The following is a 15,743-nucleotide window of genomic DNA, read 5'->3' as shown; positions in this document are numbered from 1 at the left end:
CGAATGACCACCCTGACTCGTGCCGACTGGGAACAACGCGCCCGCGACCTGAAAATCGAAGGCCGCGCCTACCTCAATGGCGAGTACACCGATGCCGTCTCCGGCGAGACCTTCGAGTGCATCAGCCCGGTCGATGGCCGTCTGCTGGGCAAGATCGCCAGCTGTGACGCCGCCGACGCCCAGCGCGCCGTGGAAAACGCCCGCGCCACGTTCAATTCCGGTGTCTGGTCGCGCCTGGCGCCGACCAAACGCAAAGCCACCATGATCCGTTTCGCCGGCCTGCTCAAGCAGCACGCCGAAGAACTGGCCCTGCTCGAAACCCTCGACATGGGCAAGCCGATCAGCGATTCGCTGTACATCGACGTGCCGGGCGCCGCGCAAGCGTTGAGCTGGAGCGGTGAAGCGATCGACAAGATCTACGACGAAGTCGCCGCTACGCCGCACGATCAACTGGGTCTGGTGACCCGTGAGCCAGTCGGCGTGGTTGGCGCCATCGTGCCGTGGAACTTCCCGCTGATGATGGCCTGCTGGAAACTCGGTCCGGCCCTGTCGACCGGTAATTCGGTGATCCTCAAGCCGTCGGAAAAATCCCCGCTGACCGCCATCCGCATCGCCAAACTGGCGGTCGAGGCCGGTATTCCGAAAGGCGTGCTGAACGTGCTGCCGGGCTACGGCCACACCGTCGGCAAGGCGCTCGCGCTGCACAATGATGTCGACACCCTGGTGTTCACCGGTTCGACCAAGATCGCCAAGCAATTGATGATCTATTCCGGCGAATCGAACATGAAACGCGTCTGGCTGGAAGCCGGTGGCAAGAGCCCGAACATCGTGTTTGCCGATGCACCGGACCTGCAAGCCGCCGCCGAATCCGCCGCCAGCGCCATCGCCTTCAACCAGGGCGAAGTCTGCACCGCCGGTTCGCGTCTGCTGGTCGAGCGTTCGATCAAGGACAAATTCCTGCCGATGGTCATCGAAGCGCTGAAAACCTGGAAACCGGGCAACCCGCTGGATCCGGCCACCAACGTTGGCGCGCTGGTCGACACCCAGCAGATGAACACCGTGCTGTCCTACATCGAGTCGGGCCACACCGATGGCGCCAAACTGGTGGCCGGCGGCAAGCGCATTCTTCAGGAAACCGGCGGCACCTACGTCGAGCCGACGATTTTCGACGGCGTGAGCAACGCAATGAAGATTGCCCAGGAAGAAATCTTCGGCCCGGTGTTGTCGGTCATCGCCTTCGACACGGCCGAGGAGGCGATCAACATCGCCAACGACACACCTTACGGCCTGGCGGCAGCGGTGTGGACTCAGGACATTTCCAAGGCACACCTGACCGCCAAGGCCCTGCGTGCCGGCAGCGTGTGGGTCAACCAATACGATGGCGGCGATATGACCGCACCGTTCGGCGGCTTCAAGCAGTCGGGCAACGGTCGCGACAAGTCGCTGCACGCGTTCGACAAATACACCGAGCTGAAGGCGACCTGGATCAAGCTGTAAACCGTTGAGGGAGCCTGCCGACGCGGGCTCCCGAACGGTACAAAGATCCCTGTGGGAGCGAGCTTGCTCGCGAAAACGGTGTATCAGTCAGCACATCGGCTGAATGTGAAACCGTTATCGCGAGCAAGCTCGCTCCCACAGTGTTTTGTGGTGCATATAAAAATTATCCACAGGAGCGTGGACCATGCGTTGGGCGACGTATTTCGCCGTGTTGGCGTCTGTCTTGAGTGTTGGCCTGGCCCTGGGGGTCAGCATGCCGCTGGTGTCGTTGCGCCTGGAGGGCTGGGGTTACGGCTCGTTCGCCATCGGCGTGATGGCGGCGATGCCGGCCATTGGCGTGTTGCTGGGGGCGAAGATTTCCAGCCATCTGGCCGCGCGCTTCGGCACGGCGAACCTGATGCGTCTTTGCCTGTGGGGCGGGGCATTGTCCATCGGCCTGCTGGCGCTGCTGCCGAGCTACCCGATCTGGCTGGTGCTGCGCCTGATGATCGGCGTGGTCCTGACCATCGTGTTTATCCTCGGTGAGAGCTGGATCAATCAGCTGGTTGTCGAGCACTGGCGCGGCCGATTGGTGGCCCTGTATGGCAGCAGTTATGCGTTGAGCCAGCTGTCCGGTCCATTGCTGCTGGGCGCGCTCGGCACCGATCACGATTATGGTTTCTGGGTGGGTGTCGGTCTGCTGATCGCTTCGCCGTTTCTGCTGCTGGGTCGCAGCGGCGCGCCGAGCAGCGAGGCCAGCAGCGTGACCTTCGGCGATCTGTGGGGGTTCGCGCGCGAACTGCCGGCAATCGCCTGGGCGGTGTCACTGTTTGCCGCGTTCGAAGCGATGATCCTGACGCTGTTGCCGGTGTATTGCCTGCAACAGGGCTTTACCGCCGAAATCGCCCTGGCGATGGTCAGCACCGTGGTGGTGGGCGATGCGCTGCTGCAATTGCCCATCGGCGCATTGGCCGACTACCTGTCGCGCCGGACTTTATTCACCGGCTGCGCCGTGGTGCTGATGCTGTCGAGTCTGGCGATCCCGATGCTGCTCGACACCTTGCTGATCTGGCCGCTGTGGGTGCTGTTCGGCGCCAGCGCCGGGGGGCTGTTCACCCTGTCGTTGATCCTGATCGGCGAGCGTTACCGCGACGACGCGCTGGTGCGAGCCAACGCGCATGTGGCGCAGCTGTGGGGCGTCGGTTGTCTGATCGGCCCGTTGTTGGCGGGGGCGGGCAGTCAGTGGATCAGCGGGCACGCGTTGCCGTGGCTGATGGCGGCCGGGGCGTTCGGGCTGGTGATTCTGCTGTCGCGGCAAGGGGCGTTCGGCAAGGTGCCGGAGCCCGCCTGATGATCTGCCTGGAGCGGGCTGCTACAGCATCCGCTCCAGTCCCACCGTGGTGCTGAACCACGCATTGAAGCGCCGCCACCAACTCCCGGGTTCTTTGGTCAGCGTATGCATCTGGCCGTTGTCCTCGGTGACCCACACCACTTTTCCGTCCTGCAGTTTCGCTTCGTAGCTCAGCGCCGGCGCCATGCCCTGCAAAGCCAGTTCGCGCACATGGGCTGCCAGTTCGGGACTGTCCACCAGCACTCCGACCTCGGTGTTCCACAGCACCGAGCGCGGGTCGAAATTGAACGAGCCGACGAACGATTTTTTTCCGTCGAAGATCATCGCCTTGCTGTGCAGGCTCGAGTCCGAACCGCGATAGGACTTGCTGTAAAACAAGTGCGGGCCGCTACCGTAGTTGTCCCCAGGCTGGCGCCGCAGTTCGTAGAGCTTCACGCCATGTTCCAGAAGCGCCTTGCGATACGGCGCATAACCGCCGTGTACCGCCGGCACGTCTGTGGCTTCCAGCGAGTTGGTCAGCAGGCTCACTGACACGCCCGCATCAGCGCGTCCGGTCAGGTAGACCAGCCCCGGCTGCCCTGGCACGAAATAGGCAGAAATCATCACCAGTTCCTGGCTGACGCCGGTCAGCTCCGGTGCCAGTTGGGTCGTCAGCAGCAGCTGCGAATCGGGTTCACCCTTGGCCAACACCTTGCTCGGCGCATCCCACAACGCCTGGTTCCAGGCCCAGATCAGCTCTTTGCGCCAGATGTCCATGCGCGGATCGGTGCGGTAGGTCATCAACTGCTGATACAGCGCGTGATTCTGTTTGCGGGTTTCTTCCAGGGATTCTTCCAGGCGCGTTCGGGTGTTCTGCAGGTCTTTTGACGTGGGTTTGCTGGAGAGGAATTCGTCGATCGGCTTGCTCAGGGCGCTGTTCCAGTACTGGTCGAAGCTGTGCCCGAGCTGCTCGGCGACCGGCCCGACACTGAGCATGTCGATGTCGGTGAAATTCAGGTTGGGTTCGGCATCGAAGTATTCATCGCCCAGATTGCGCCCGCCGACGATAGCCGCGCTGTTGTCTGCCAGCCACAACTTGTTGTGCATCCGCCGATGTTGCAGCGACAGGTTGAACAGCCGCCCGGCCGCCCGGGTCACGCCGGTGCTGCGCCCCAGATGCAGCGGATTGAACAGACGGATCTGGATCTGCGGGTGCGCTGCCAGGGTCGCGATGATCAGGTCGAGACCGTCGCTGGTGGTGTCGTCCAGCAAGATACGCACCCGCACGCCACGATCGGCAGCCTTCAATACTTCTTCCACCAGCATTCGCGTGCTGATGCCGTCATGGACGATGTAGTACTGCAAGTCGAGGCTGCTTTGTGCGTTGCGGATCAGCTCGGCGCGGGCGGTGAAGGCTTCGGTGCTGTTGGACAGCAGACGGAAGCCGGACTGGCCCTTGTAGGGCGCTGCCTGCGCCTGAATTGAACGGCCGAATGCCGATTCGTTCGCTGGCAAGGCCTGACTCGGTTCCCGGGGAACATCCAGCGAAGCGCAACCGCCGAGCAACAGGACGAACAACAGGGCAAACGGCAGAGTGTGTCTGGAGCTCAAGTCGGATCGTTCCGGATGGGTGGCGAGGTCAGGAGTATGGCACGACAGGCGCCGGGTGTTGCCCGCGCGTGCGCGTCCGGTCAATCCGACTCACGGCGCAGAGCCGCGTGTAGCCTGGTGCTGTCGGCAGGGGGAGCGTTTTTAAACAGATCGGCGATTTTTCCGGCTCACATCAGCTACGCCCGGCAGCGATTTTTCCAGTGCGAATCGCGCTCTCGCCTTACATCACTGCCGGGAGGCAATTGGAATAATGACAACGCTGATTTTGAAACAGGAATTTTCCTTTCTTTCAGTAGAAGACGCGTAGCTGGCTGTCATCTTTCGATTCTTATGGAGTGAGAATTTTCATGCGCAAGACCTTTCGTGCAATTGCTGTCGCAAGTGCCCTGCTACCGGCAGGGGTCATGGCCGATAGCGCGGATCTGACGATCACGGGCACCATTATTCCGACCTCGTGTACACCGGCCTTCACTGGCGGCAATACGGTTGATCTGGGAGACATCCCCGCCGGTTCTCTGAACCGGGATCGGCAGACCGAACTTCAAAACCGCAACATAACGTTGAATGTCAGTTGCTCCGCAGCCGCCCCCATGGCGATCAAGGTGCATGATAACCAGACCCATACCCGGCTGCCCGGAATTGTCGTCGATGGCTCCGACTGGGCCATGTACATCTACGGAATCGGTGAAGTCGCCGGGGCGAAGATCGGTGGCTACGGTCTGCGATTCGGCACACCGACCGTCGACGGGCAGCCGTCGATGATCCTGTATAAGCAAGGAGAAATGGCCAACTGGGACACTCCTGAAACGGCAACGCTGGTCGGGAAAAACACCGAAGGCGGCAATCTTCGGTACTCGTGGGGGAGGTCGCTGGCTGCCGGCCCGACACCGGGCACCGTGCATACGTTTCCCATGACTCTGGTCCCCGTGATCGGCCCCTCGGCAAGCCTGCCCATCACATCCGAGTTCGCACTGAACGGGTCGGCTACGTTCGAGTTGCTTTACCTCTGAAGGGGCGCGCGATTGTGCCGGGCTTGAGGCACAACAAGGCTTTGCAGTGACTCTCGACAGGCGTGGCCTGTCATTTCCAATCAACCTGATCGGCTGGCTCGTGGCCCGGCGTTGCTGCCGGCTGCGCGCTCGCCTGTGGACAACGACATGAACGCGTTCACACGCAACGCCATCACCCGTGTACTGCTGGTGTTCTTATTGTGGCCCGGGTCGATCCGGGCGGCGGGGATGGTTCCCGAAACGCCGGTGCTGGTGCTCGATGAAGGGCTGGGCGAGGCGGGGATCAATGTGTTCAACAGCGAGCCTCATCCGGCGCTGCTGCATACCTCTGTCGAGGATGTGCCGCAAGACACCGAACCCTTGCTGCTTCTGACGCCGCCGGTCGCCCGGGTCGAGCCCGGAGCCACCCAGCGTGTGCGATTCATTTTGCGCAGCGCTGAACCGCTGAAGACCGAGCGTCTCAAGCGTTTGGTGTTCGAAGGGATCGCGCCGCAGGACTCGACAGGCAAGGCGCAGGTCAGCCTGAGTGTGCGCCAGAACATCCCGGCGATTCTGCGCCCGGCAAGGCTGCCGGTCGACCGTGAGCCCTGGAAACATCTGGTCTGGTCACGTCAGGGCACTGAGGTAAAGGTGCGCAATCCCAGCCCGTATGTTGTGCGACTGGGCCATTCGGTGATGTTGTTGCCGGGTGGCAAGGAGATGGATCTGGGGCGCACCTATGTGTTGCCCGGCGAACAGCTGACCTTGAGCGGGATGGCCGAGCCGAGTCATTTGCCGCTCCAGGTGCGACTGTTTCCAGTGACCACTTACGGTTTCGCCATTGCGCATTTCGACGCTCCGCTGGTAACGGATTGATGCATCGACGTTATCTGGTCGGCGCGGCGCTGATCGTCGTTTTTGGCGCCGCTCCTGTCGTCAATAGTGCCGAGCGTGTGTCCGTGCAGTTCAATCAGGATGTACTGAAATCTCGCGGGCTGGATCCGCGCCTGGCCGAGTACTTCAGCCAGGCGCCGCGCTTTCGCGAGGGCGTGCAGGCCGTCACCCTGTCGGTCAACGGAGTTCCCAAGGGACGGGTGCAGGTCACGTTCGATGCCGAAGGCGAATTGTGTTTCACGCCGTCACTGCTGGAGCGGGGCGATATCAGGGCAGTGGATCATGTTGAGTCGGCGGGTGGATCGGGATGCGAACTGTTCGCCCGGTACTTTCCTGACGCTGTGGTGCAAGCCGATCCGTCGCAGGAACACATTGCCCTGCTGTTGCCCTCCGCTGTGCTGTTGCCCGATCGCCCGGCCCGTCGCACTTTCCTGAACGGTGGTACGGCAGGCCTGTTCAACTACGATGCCTTGTTGCTTGGCAGCCGTTTCGCCGGCCAGTCATCGCAGTACCGGAACTTGAACGCTGAGCTGGGCCTGAATGCGGCGGACTGGTCGTTTCGCAGTCGTCAGGTGTACAGCGAGTTCGCCGGTCAGGATCGCCTCGAGCACCTGTATGCCTATGCCTCGCACACCTCGGAGCGCTATCAGGCCAACCTGCAACTGGGTCAGTTGAACATGATTTCCCCGTTGTTTTCCGGCGAGGCCTTCAACGGCTTTCAGGTGCAGCCGGAACTTGCCTTGATGGCGCTGGATGATGACAGCTCCGGTGCGCGGGTTGAAGGCATTGCCTATTCCGCCGCGCGGATCGAAGTGACACAGAACGGTGCGCTGATCTACACCACGGTGGTGCCCGGTGGCCCGTTCACTCTGGTCGGTTTGCCGTTGCTCAGTCAGAGCGTGGATCTGGAAGTGACGGTGCATGAAGAGGACGGGCAGCAGCGGCGCTTCATTGTGCCGGCGACGCAACTGCGTGGCGGGATGACGGGGCGGGCGGCCGGTTATGGGCTGGCGGTCGGCCAGGTGCGACGCTACGCCGGTGACGATCGTGATGCGCCGTCCTTCGCCGCTGCCAGCAAGGACTGGCGGCTGGGCGCGCGCGGGCAGGTCACGGCCGGCACCATGCTCGGTACAGGCTATGAGTCGGTGGGTTGGGCGATGCAAGGCAGCGTCGGCGATCGGCTGGTACTTGGTGGCCGACAGGTGATTTCCCGGGCGCAGGATCAGGGCGTATCCGGCACTCAGTTGCAGTGGACGGCCAGCGGTCATTTGAATGAACGACTGTCGGCAAGTGTTGCGCTGACCCAACAGACCCAGGGTTTCCGCACGCTGTCGGATACCACCTGGGACTCGCACAAGGATCAGCCGTTTCAACGGGTACGCAATCAACTGACGGCCAACCTCAGCACCAGCAGTCCGATGTACGGCGGCCTCTCCGGCAGCTATTCACGGTTCTCCCTGTTTGACGGGACGGCCACTTCAAGAGTCGCTCTGGCCTGGTCGCAGGGCCTTCGACGGGCCAATGTGACATTGTCGGTTGAGCGCGATGTTGCCGGCACGCCGGACGATGCGCGCGGCACAGCGGCTTATCTGAGTGTGAGTCTGCCATTGGGTGCGCGGCAGACGTTGCGTGGCTATGCGCGCAACGACGACGTGGGCGGCACCCGCAGCGGCCTGCGTTTCAATGAACAGCTCAGCGATACCCTGGCCTATAGCATCGGCGCCGAACGGCCGGAAAACGGTAGTGCCGGGTTCAACGGGCGGGTCAATCTGTTGCCCCGCTACAGTCAGATGGACATGGGCTATTCCCGCAGCGGGGCCGGTAACCAGAACTATGACATCGGCCTGCGCGGCGGTGCGCTGATCCACGGTGAGGGCGTGACCCTGTCGCCCTATCCCCTGCGTGAAACCTTCGCCTTGCTCAAGGCCGGCGACGCTGCCGGCGTCAAGCTGAACACTCCGCGTGGTCCTGTCTGGACCGATTATTCCGGGCACGCCGTGGCGGCGAGTCTGCCGGCGTACAGCAAAGGCCGGGTCGAACTCGACACGGCCAGCCTGGGGCGCAATGTCGATGTGCACAACGCTTACCAGGAAGTCGAAGCCGGGCGTGGTGCGGTAGCGAAACTTGCATTCGACATGGTCACCACGCGGCGCCTGCTGTTACAGGCGCGTACCCCCGACAACGTTCTTCTGCGCAAGGGTGGAGCGGTTTTCGACGCGCAGGGGCAGTACATCACCAACGTACTGGAAGCCGGCACGATCTTTTTGCCCGATGTCCGGCCGGACACGATTTTGCATGCGGTGCTGCCCGATGGCAGTCGCTGCCGGCTGTCCTACGACATCGGCGAGCAACCCGACACGCAATCGCTGTACGAAACGGCGCAAGCCACCTGTCACGCGGTTTAAGGAGTCAGTCACCATGCATCGTTTGAATACCGGCACGATCGGTCTGGCATTGCTCGGTACCGTGCTTATCGCCGATCAGTCGCAGGCGCAATCGGACTGTGCTGTCAGGCTGGGGCAGCCTACCGTCGATTTTGGAGCGATGACGCGCGGTCAGTTGCTGCAACAGCCACTGGAAAATGACCAGTTGAGTTTCGGGCGCCGGCGGGTGCAGATCACCGTTCAGTGTGACCGGACAGGGCCGCTGCGACTGGGCTTGGCGGCGCCTGCAGCGGATGCCGTGGACTATCGGTTTGGCGCCGGGGCGTTGAGGGTTCAGGTGGTGGCTGTCCGGGTGGATGGCAAGGCTGTGCAGTGGCTTGGATTTGAACCGGTTGCCGCATCCGGTGTGGCTGTCTGGCCCGCCGGGCAAAGCCTGATTCCAGCGCGGGCGGGTGTTGCTCTGGAGGGACAGCGCATGGACGTCGAGTTAGAGCTTGAAGGACGGGTCGGGTCAGTGCAGACCCGGGTTGCCGATCTGACCCGGTTCGAGATCGATGCGCGCTTTCAAGCGTACTGAAACATTCGGCTACGGCAGCGTAGGACCCCACCACCGCGCACAAATTACCTATTAATCCAGTCGTGATTTCGCTGTTTAAGCGCCCCCGTTTCCTACAGATTTATCTCTCATAAGCCGCAATCATCAGCCCGCTTACTTACATACCAGGTTTGTAGGGACTGAACTGTCAATCAAATGGAAGATTACGGCTTATGAAAAAGACATCCCGTCTTGCGGTACTGGCGGCAGCGTTGCTGCCAACATTGGCGATGGCAGAAAGCGTTGACCTGAATGTCATCGGCACCATCATTCCGACCTCCTGCATTCCGGCCTTTGCCGGTGGCAGCACGGTGGATCTGCGCAAGATTTCGGCAGCGACGCTGAACCCAACCACCCAGACACTGTTGGCCGGTCGCGATGTGTCGCTGCACATCAATTGCGACGCACCGGCTCCCGTCGAGGTGTCGGTGCGCGACAACCGCGCCAGCACCAAGCTGCCCGGTATCAGTGATGGTGCCGGGCAAAGTGATCCGGCACTGTTTTACGGGCTGGGCGAAATCGGTGGAACGCGTATTGGTGGTTTCGCCCTGCGTCATGGTATCCCGGAGACCGACGGCAATGCCCAGACGCTGCTGACCCGGACGCTGGCAGCCCCGGCATGGCGTGTGCCGACCAGCACGCTGGTCAGCAATGCGCCGCAGTTGTACTCGTGGGGCACCAGCGCCGCGACCGGCCCGGTTGCCGCCCGCCACCACGGTTTCCCGATGCACCTGCTGCCGATCATCGGCCCAAGCAACGCTCTGCCGATTGCCAACGACATCCCGCTGGATGGCTCCGTGACGTTCGACATGTTCTACCTCTGACCGCTGCTGCCCGGTGCCTCTTCTGGCACCGGGACTGGCTGGCGCATGCGAGCGCGGTCTGGCCCCTGCCGGATCGCATCCAGGATTTCACGGATTATCCCGATGCTCATATCTTTCAAGTCTGCTCTCAAGACGGCACCGCTGTGCCTGTTCGCATGGTTTTCAATACCACTGGCCCACGCCGCCGGAATGGTTCCGCAGACACCGGTATTGTTGGTGGAGGAGGGCATGGGTGAAGCAGTGATGAACGTGCGCAATACCGATACGCGTCCCTCATTGCTGCACACCACCATTGAGAACGTCGAGGACAGCGACGATGTGCTGCTGGTCTTGACTCCGCCCATTGCCCGTGTCGAGCCGGGCGGGATTCAGCAAGTGCGATTCATTCTGCAAAACCGGCAACCGTTGAAGACCGAGCGCCTGAAGCGGGTGATTTTCGAGGGAATCAGCCCGGTCAGTGATGCCGCCGGAGCGCGGGTCACTCTCGGTGTACGCCAGAATCTGCCGGTGATATTGCGTCCTGCCGGATTGCCGGTCGAACGCGAGCCGTGGAAACGGCTGACCTGGTCAATGGGTGCCGCAGGTGTGCAGGTCGTCAATCCAAGCCCCTATGTGGTTCGGCTGGCGAAAACCATTGTGCCTCTGCCGGGCACCCGTTCGGTAAATCTGCCAAAGACCTATATCTTGCCCGGCGAGCGCCTGCACGCTGAGCTGCCCTTGCACAACTCCGCACAGACGATGGCGGTCAGGATCTTCCCGGCCACGACCTACGGCTTTGCGGTCGACCATTACGACGCGCCGGTTACTCGCTGATGAATCTGTGCGTTCGTTGGGGCGCGTTACTGCTCGCGGTCAACGGCACTGCGCTGGCGACCGAGTCACTGGAGTTCGACGCCCACGTGTTGAGAGACCGCGGCATCGATCCTGCTTTGGCGGCGTACTTTCGTGAGGCGCCGCGCTTCACCCAAGGCGAGCACTCCGTGGCGCTGGAGGTCAACGGACAGGCCAGAGGCCGTGTGCGGGTGTCGTTCAACGAGCGCGGCGAATTGTGCCTGCACCCCCAATGGCTGAGCGCCGCCGGCGTGCGTGCGCCACTCTCGATGGCCAGGCTGCGACCGGAGCAATGCATGACGCTGGTGGAGGGATTTCCCGAAGCCGTCGTGCAACTGGATCCGGGGCGCGAACTGATTGACCTGCTGGTACCGACCGACAGTCTGATGTTGCCGGAGCGTGCGCCCAATAACTTCGTTCATGGCGGTACGGCCGGCGTTTTCAACTACGACGCGCTGATGGTTGGCAGTCAGCATGAAGGCCGGCACGACAGGTTTCAAAGCCTGGGCTCGGAAGTCGGTCTGAATGCCGGGGAGTGGGTGCTGCGCAGCCGGCAGTCCTATACGTCGACTTCCGATAACTCGCGGTTCGAGCACCTGTATGCCTACGGTGCGCGAACTCTGGAGGACGCCGAGGCCAGCCTGCAGGTCGGACAATTGAATCTCGCGTCGACCTTGTTTGCCGGTGAGCCATTCACCGGTGTGCAGATCCTGCCGGAAGGGGCGTTCACGCAATTACGAATGGCTCAGGACGGCGCGCGCGGGCAGGTGGAGGGCGTCGCGTATTCGCCGGCCCGCATCGAAGTCCGGCAGAACGGCGTCATGATCTATACCACCATGGTGCCCAGTGGGCCGTTCACGCTGCGAGCGCTGCCGCTGCTGAGCAATCAGATTGATCTGGAGGTGACCGTCCACGAACAGGATGGGCAGGCGCGGCGCTTGCGGGTGCCGGCGGCCAGTCTCCATGAAGCGCAATGGGCAGGGCCGAGCGGGTTCAACTTTGCGCTGGGCACCGTGCGACGGCTGGGATCGGACGACCGACAGACGCCTTCTTTCACCGCGTTCAGCAAGGACTGGGATTGGGGGCAAGCCACCCGATTGACTGCCGGTGTGCTCGCGGCCAGCGAATACCTGTCGACAGGCTGGGGCCTGCAACGGCAGTGGTCCGGCGGCTACGCACTGGGCGTGAAACAGGTGCTGTCCGACGAACGCTCCCGGGGCGTGGGGGGCAGCCAGACGCAACTGACGCTCAGTGCGCCGCTGTCCGAGCACCTGTCGACGAGCCTGGTCGCGGTGCGCCAGAGCCGGAATTTTCGCACGCTGTCAGACACCGGCTGGAACCAGGAGCTTCACCGGGCCGAATCCCCCGGTCGCGATCATCTGGTGTTTTCGCTCAACGGCTCGACGGATCATTGGGGCGCATTCGGGGCGACCTGGTCGCGCTATTCGACCCAGGGTGAACCGTCGCAGTCGCGCTTTGGCCTGTCGTGGTCTCGCACGTTGCCTGAGCGCATCAGCCTGTCATTGAACCTGGAGCGGGCTATCGGCGACACGGCGCCCGATCGCCTGGGCAACTCCGCTTATCTGACGCTGGGAATGGCGCTGGGTGGCCAACGAAGGCTGCGTGGCTATTTGCGCCGTGATGATCGATCCGGCCTGCGCCGGGGCGTTGCGGTCAGCGATGTGCTGAATGAAAACCTGGCTTATAACGCCAACGCCGAATACCGGGATGAGGCAGCGGCAAGTTACGGCGTGCGCCTCAATGCACTGCCGCGCTACACCAGCCTGGACGTTGGCGTCGCCCAGCGATCCGGCGCGACTGATTTCGATGTAGGACTGCGTGGTGGCGTGGCGCTGCATCGCGATGGCGCAACGTTGTCGCCTTATCCCCTGCGCGACACCTTCGGCGTACTCAAGGCCGGTGAACGATCGGGCGTGAAACTGAACACGCCTCAAGGACCGGTCTGGACTGATGGATCTGGCCACGCAGTCGCGGCGAGCCTGCCGGCCTGGTCGACGGCACGGCTGGAAGTCGACCCGCTCAGTCTGTCGCGCAACGTCGAAGTGCTCGACGGGGTGAAGGAAGTGCAGCCGGCCCGGGGATCGGTGCAACATCTGGATTTCTCCATCGTCACGGTCCGGCGGTTACTGCTCAATGCCATGACTGTCGACCGGCAATGGCTGGCCAAGGGACTGAGTGTTCACGACGAACAGGGTCGCTACCTGACAACCGTCCAGGACGCCGGGACGATTTTTCTGCCTGACGCAAAAGCGGGTCAGCGCCTGCATGTGCAGCTCCCTGACAACACTCGGTGCGTTCTGCGTTTCCCACTTTCCGAATCCCCCGAAGACAGCGCGCTCATCGAGCGAGTCGATGCCACCTGCGCTCCGGGCGAGCTGTCCTGAACGAGTGCATCTGATGAAAATTCCAGTGATTGCGGCAGCGTTATCGTGCCTTGCCTTTCAACCGGTGTCGGGTGCCGATGCCTGTCAGTCGAGTCTGTCGCCCGCGAGCGTGAATTTTGGTGCGGCGACACGGGCCGACCTGCTGCAACGTATGGCGCTTGATGGCCGGGGGCCGGGCTTTGACCTGCGTAGCGTGTACTTGCGGGTGCAGTGTCCCGACGTGCGCTTGATGCGCTGGGCATTTGTCGCGCCCCTCGCCGATCCGCAGCGTTTCCGCTGGGCGGCGGGAACGTTGCAACTGCGTATTGTGGCAGTGCGTCTGGACGGTGTGGCGGTGCACTGGCGCCTGGACAGCGGCCAGTCGGTGGAAGGCGATTTGCTGCGACCGGGCATCCACGTCGTCCCATGGCGGGCGGATGCCGGTGCCCGGGGCAGTCTGCTGGAAGTGGAGATGGAGCTCGATGCGCGGGTCGATGACGCCTCAAGCCGCCCCGTCGATCCGGAGCGGTTTGAAGGTCAGGGTGCATTTAGGGTGGATTAATCGGCCTCGGCCAACAGCTTGATCGCGGCCGCGCCGACCTTGCGCACCGCCTCTTCGATCAGTGCTGTCGGTTTGGCCGCGTAGTTCATGCGCAGGCAATTGCGGTACTTGCCCGAGGCGGAAAAGATGCTGCCGACGGCAATCTGTACGCCCTGATCGTGCAGCGCACGATTCAGTTTCAGCGTATCGAACCCTTCCGGCAGCTCGACCCACAGCATGAAGCTTCCCTGCGGGCGGCTGGCGCGGGTGCCGGCCGGGAAATAACGCGTCACCCAGTCGATCATCACGTCGCGATTACGCTGGTATTGCGTGCGCATCCGCCGCAAATGCGGCTCGAAGTGTCCGGCCTTGATAAATTCGGCGATGGCGATCTGCGGTTGCGGTGCGGTGGAACCGGTGCTGATGTATTTCATGTGCAGCACGCGTTCGAGATAGCGACCCGGCGCGACCCAGCCGATGCGCAGCCCCGGCGCGAGAGTCTTGGAAAACGAACTGCAGAGCAGCACGCGGCCATCTTCGTCGAAGGATTTGATCGTGCGCGGACGAGGGTAGGTGTAGGCCAGTTCGCCATACACATCGTCCTCGATGATCGCCACGTCGAAGCGCTGGGCCAGGTTCAGCAGGGCGCGTTTGCGCGACTCCGGCATGATGTAGCCGAGCGGGTTGTTGCAGTTGGGCGTGAGCTGGATGACCTTGATCGGCCATTGCTCCAGTGCCAGTTCCAGGGCTTCGAGGCTGATGCCGGTGAGCGGGTCGGTGGGGATTTCCAGGGCTTTCATGCCCAGCCCCTTGAGGGTCTGCATGGCGCCGTGAAAGCTTGGCGAGTCCACCGCAACGATGTCGCCGGGCTCGCAGATTGCGTGGACGCTGGTGGACAGCGCTTCGTGGCAGCCGGTGGTGATCACCAGATCGCTGGCGCTCAACTGGCAGCCGGAATCGAGCATCAGCCGGGCGATCTGTTCGCGCAGTTCGAAGGTGCCATGGATGTTGTCGTAATACAGACCGGGCATGTCCTGACGGCGGCTGATACGGGCCAGGCCGCGCAGCAGCGGTTTCATCGTGGGTGACGAGATGTCCGGCATGCCGCGACCGAGTTGCACCACGTCCTTGCGCGGCACGGCGCGAATCAGTTCCAGCACCTGATCCCACTGGGAAATCTCCACCGGCCGTTGCGCCGGACGCCCGACCGCCGGTAGCTCCGGCAACTCACGCCCGACCGGTACGAAATACCCGGACTTGGGTTTCGGCGTGGCCAGGCCGCTGTCTTCCAGCATGCGATAGGCCTGCTGCACCGTGCTCAGGCTGACTCCGTGTTCTACGCTCAAGGCGCGCACCGACGGCAGGCGATCACCAGGACGGTAGAAGCCTTGTTCGATGCGGGTGCCGAGCAATTCGGCGAGATTCACATAGAGCGTCATGGCACTGCCTCGATGCAGATGATTCGTTAAACCAGTACAGATGCGGCGTAAATCGACAATTCAGTCTCAGAGACAGCAAATCTGTATGGAAATAATACAGATATGTTGAATCTGTAATGCTTTTGCTCGCCCGCGCATCATGGAATCTCTGGCTACCCAAGTAAACAGGAGCAATGAAAATGAACGGTTTGAGCGATGTGCGGCTGACGTTACACAGTCAGGAACTGGAGGCAGGGCAACAGGACAACGCGCGCAACGAGACCCTGCGCAACGCGCCGTCCGGCCTGAGTCGCTGGGGCCTGTTCTGGCATCGTCTGCACACGCGCAAGGCGTTGCTGCGCCTGACGCCCGAGCAGCTCAGGGACATCGGGCTGACCCGCGAGCAGGCGCTGGAGGAGGGGTTGAAGCCGTTCTGGCGGATCTGAAATCTTCGTTGTCTTTGCTG

13 protein-coding genes are annotated in these 15,743 nt (G+C 62.4%); 11 read left to right on the top strand and 2 right to left on the bottom strand.

What is annotated here, in order from left to right; genetic code table 11:
- Positions 1-3: 3 nt before the first annotated feature.
- Together IHQ43_RS28545 and IHQ43_RS28540 are read left to right on the top strand one after the other, a co-directional pair.
- Complete coding sequence (locus IHQ43_RS28545; RefSeq protein WP_192562848.1) at positions 4-1,497, top strand: aldehyde dehydrogenase; 1,494 nt, start codon at positions 4-6, stop codon at positions 1,495-1,497.
- 184 nt (positions 1,498-1,681) lie between these two features.
- A complete protein-coding gene (locus IHQ43_RS28540; RefSeq protein WP_192562847.1) occupies positions 1,682-2,827 on the top strand; it encodes an MFS transporter in 1,146 nt (381 codons plus the stop codon).
- 21 nt (positions 2,828-2,848) lie between these two features.
- Here the strand turns inward: IHQ43_RS28540 and IHQ43_RS28535 are convergent, their stop codons facing one another.
- A complete protein-coding gene (locus IHQ43_RS28535; RefSeq protein WP_192562846.1) occupies positions 2,849-4,417 on the bottom strand; it encodes a phospholipase D family protein in 1,569 nt (522 codons plus the stop codon).
- Positions 4,418-4,764: 347 nt separating this feature from the next.
- On the opposite strand from IHQ43_RS28535, the gene IHQ43_RS28530 reads away from it, so the two are divergent.
- From IHQ43_RS28530 to IHQ43_RS28495, 8 genes are all read left to right on the top strand, one after another.
- Complete coding sequence (locus IHQ43_RS28530; RefSeq protein WP_192562845.1) at positions 4,765-5,427, top strand: DUF1120 domain-containing protein; 663 nt, start codon at positions 4,765-4,767, stop codon at positions 5,425-5,427.
- 147 nt (positions 5,428-5,574) lie between these two features.
- The gene (locus tag IHQ43_RS28525; protein ID WP_192562844.1) at positions 5,575-6,282 is read left to right on the top strand and encodes a fimbria/pilus chaperone family protein; all 708 of its coding nucleotides are present in this window, start codon (positions 5,575-5,577) and stop codon (positions 6,280-6,282) included.
- Complete coding sequence (locus IHQ43_RS28520) at positions 6,282-8,705, top strand: fimbria/pilus outer membrane usher protein (protein ID WP_192562843.1); 2,424 nt, start codon at positions 6,282-6,284, stop codon at positions 8,703-8,705. The genes IHQ43_RS28525 and IHQ43_RS28520 overlap by 1 nt, the downstream gene beginning before the upstream one ends.
- A gap of 13 nt (positions 8,706-8,718) precedes the next feature.
- A complete protein-coding gene (locus IHQ43_RS28515) occupies positions 8,719-9,261 on the top strand; it encodes a DUF1120 domain-containing protein (protein WP_192562842.1) in 543 nt (180 codons plus the stop codon).
- 191 nt (positions 9,262-9,452) lie between these two features.
- On the top strand, positions 9,453-10,103 hold the full coding sequence (locus IHQ43_RS28510; protein ID WP_192562841.1) for a DUF1120 domain-containing protein: 651 nt from the start codon (positions 9,453-9,455) through the stop codon (positions 10,101-10,103).
- Between the two features lie 102 nt (positions 10,104-10,205).
- Positions 10,206-10,916, top strand: coding sequence for a fimbria/pilus chaperone family protein (locus tag IHQ43_RS28505; protein WP_192562840.1), 711 nt, complete (start codon positions 10,206-10,208; stop codon positions 10,914-10,916).
- Positions 10,916-13,339, top strand: a complete 2,424-nt coding sequence (locus IHQ43_RS28500) for a fimbria/pilus outer membrane usher protein (RefSeq protein WP_192562839.1) — start codon at positions 10,916-10,918, stop codon at positions 13,337-13,339. The genes IHQ43_RS28505 and IHQ43_RS28500 overlap by 1 nt, the downstream gene beginning before the upstream one ends.
- A 13-nt stretch (positions 13,340-13,352) precedes the next feature.
- Positions 13,353-13,880, top strand: a complete 528-nt coding sequence (locus IHQ43_RS28495; RefSeq protein ID WP_192562838.1) for a DUF1120 domain-containing protein — start codon at positions 13,353-13,355, stop codon at positions 13,878-13,880.
- On the opposite strand, the gene IHQ43_RS28490 is transcribed toward IHQ43_RS28495, so the two are convergent.
- Positions 13,877-15,298: an aminotransferase-like domain-containing protein gene (locus IHQ43_RS28490; protein ID WP_192562837.1), complete on the bottom strand. Its 1,422-nt coding sequence runs from the start codon at positions 15,296-15,298 to the stop codon at positions 13,877-13,879. The genes IHQ43_RS28495 and IHQ43_RS28490 overlap by 4 nt on opposite strands.
- Before the next feature lie 179 nt (positions 15,299-15,477).
- On the opposite strand from IHQ43_RS28490, the gene IHQ43_RS28485 reads away from it, so the two are divergent.
- The gene (locus tag IHQ43_RS28485) at positions 15,478-15,723 is read left to right on the top strand and encodes a DUF1127 domain-containing protein (protein WP_192562836.1); all 246 of its coding nucleotides are present in this window, start codon (positions 15,478-15,480) and stop codon (positions 15,721-15,723) included.
- Positions 15,724-15,743: the final 20 nt, after the last annotated feature.

It is taken from the genome of Pseudomonas gozinkensis, assembly GCF_014863585.1.
GTDB lineage: Bacteria > Pseudomonadota > Gammaproteobacteria > Pseudomonadales > Pseudomonadaceae > Aquipseudomonas > Aquipseudomonas gozinkensis.
This window is presented reverse-complemented; position numbering and strand designations above follow the sequence as displayed.

What these genes read in the sequence shown, in the direction of transcription:
- IHQ43_RS28545 (WP_192562848.1), top strand. Translation starts at nt 4, where the DNA reads ATGACCACCCTGACTCGTGCCGACTGGGAACAACGCGCCCGCGACCTG.
- IHQ43_RS28540 (WP_192562847.1), top strand. Translation starts at nt 1,682, where the DNA reads ATGCGTTGGGCGACGTATTTCGCCGTGTTGGCGTCTGTCTTGAGTGTT.
- IHQ43_RS28530 (WP_192562845.1), top strand. Translation starts at nt 4,765, where the DNA reads ATGCGCAAGACCTTTCGTGCAATTGCTGTCGCAAGTGCCCTGCTACCG.
- IHQ43_RS28525 (WP_192562844.1), top strand. Translation starts at nt 5,575, where the DNA reads ATGAACGCGTTCACACGCAACGCCATCACCCGTGTACTGCTGGTGTTC.
- IHQ43_RS28520 (WP_192562843.1), top strand. Translation starts at nt 6,282, where the DNA reads ATGCATCGACGTTATCTGGTCGGCGCGGCGCTGATCGTCGTTTTTGGC.
- IHQ43_RS28515 (WP_192562842.1), top strand. Translation starts at nt 8,719, where the DNA reads ATGCATCGTTTGAATACCGGCACGATCGGTCTGGCATTGCTCGGTACC.
- IHQ43_RS28510 (WP_192562841.1), top strand. Translation starts at nt 9,453, where the DNA reads ATGAAAAAGACATCCCGTCTTGCGGTACTGGCGGCAGCGTTGCTGCCA.
- IHQ43_RS28505 (WP_192562840.1), top strand. Translation starts at nt 10,206, where the DNA reads ATGCTCATATCTTTCAAGTCTGCTCTCAAGACGGCACCGCTGTGCCTG.
- IHQ43_RS28500 (WP_192562839.1), top strand. Translation starts at nt 10,916, where the DNA reads ATGAATCTGTGCGTTCGTTGGGGCGCGTTACTGCTCGCGGTCAACGGC.
- IHQ43_RS28495 (WP_192562838.1), top strand. Translation starts at nt 13,353, where the DNA reads ATGAAAATTCCAGTGATTGCGGCAGCGTTATCGTGCCTTGCCTTTCAA.
- IHQ43_RS28490 (WP_192562837.1), bottom strand. Translation starts at nt 15,298, where the DNA reads ATGACGCTCTATGTGAATCTCGCCGAATTGCTCGGCACCCGCATCGAA.
- IHQ43_RS28485 (WP_192562836.1), top strand. Translation starts at nt 15,478, where the DNA reads ATGAACGGTTTGAGCGATGTGCGGCTGACGTTACACAGTCAGGAACTG.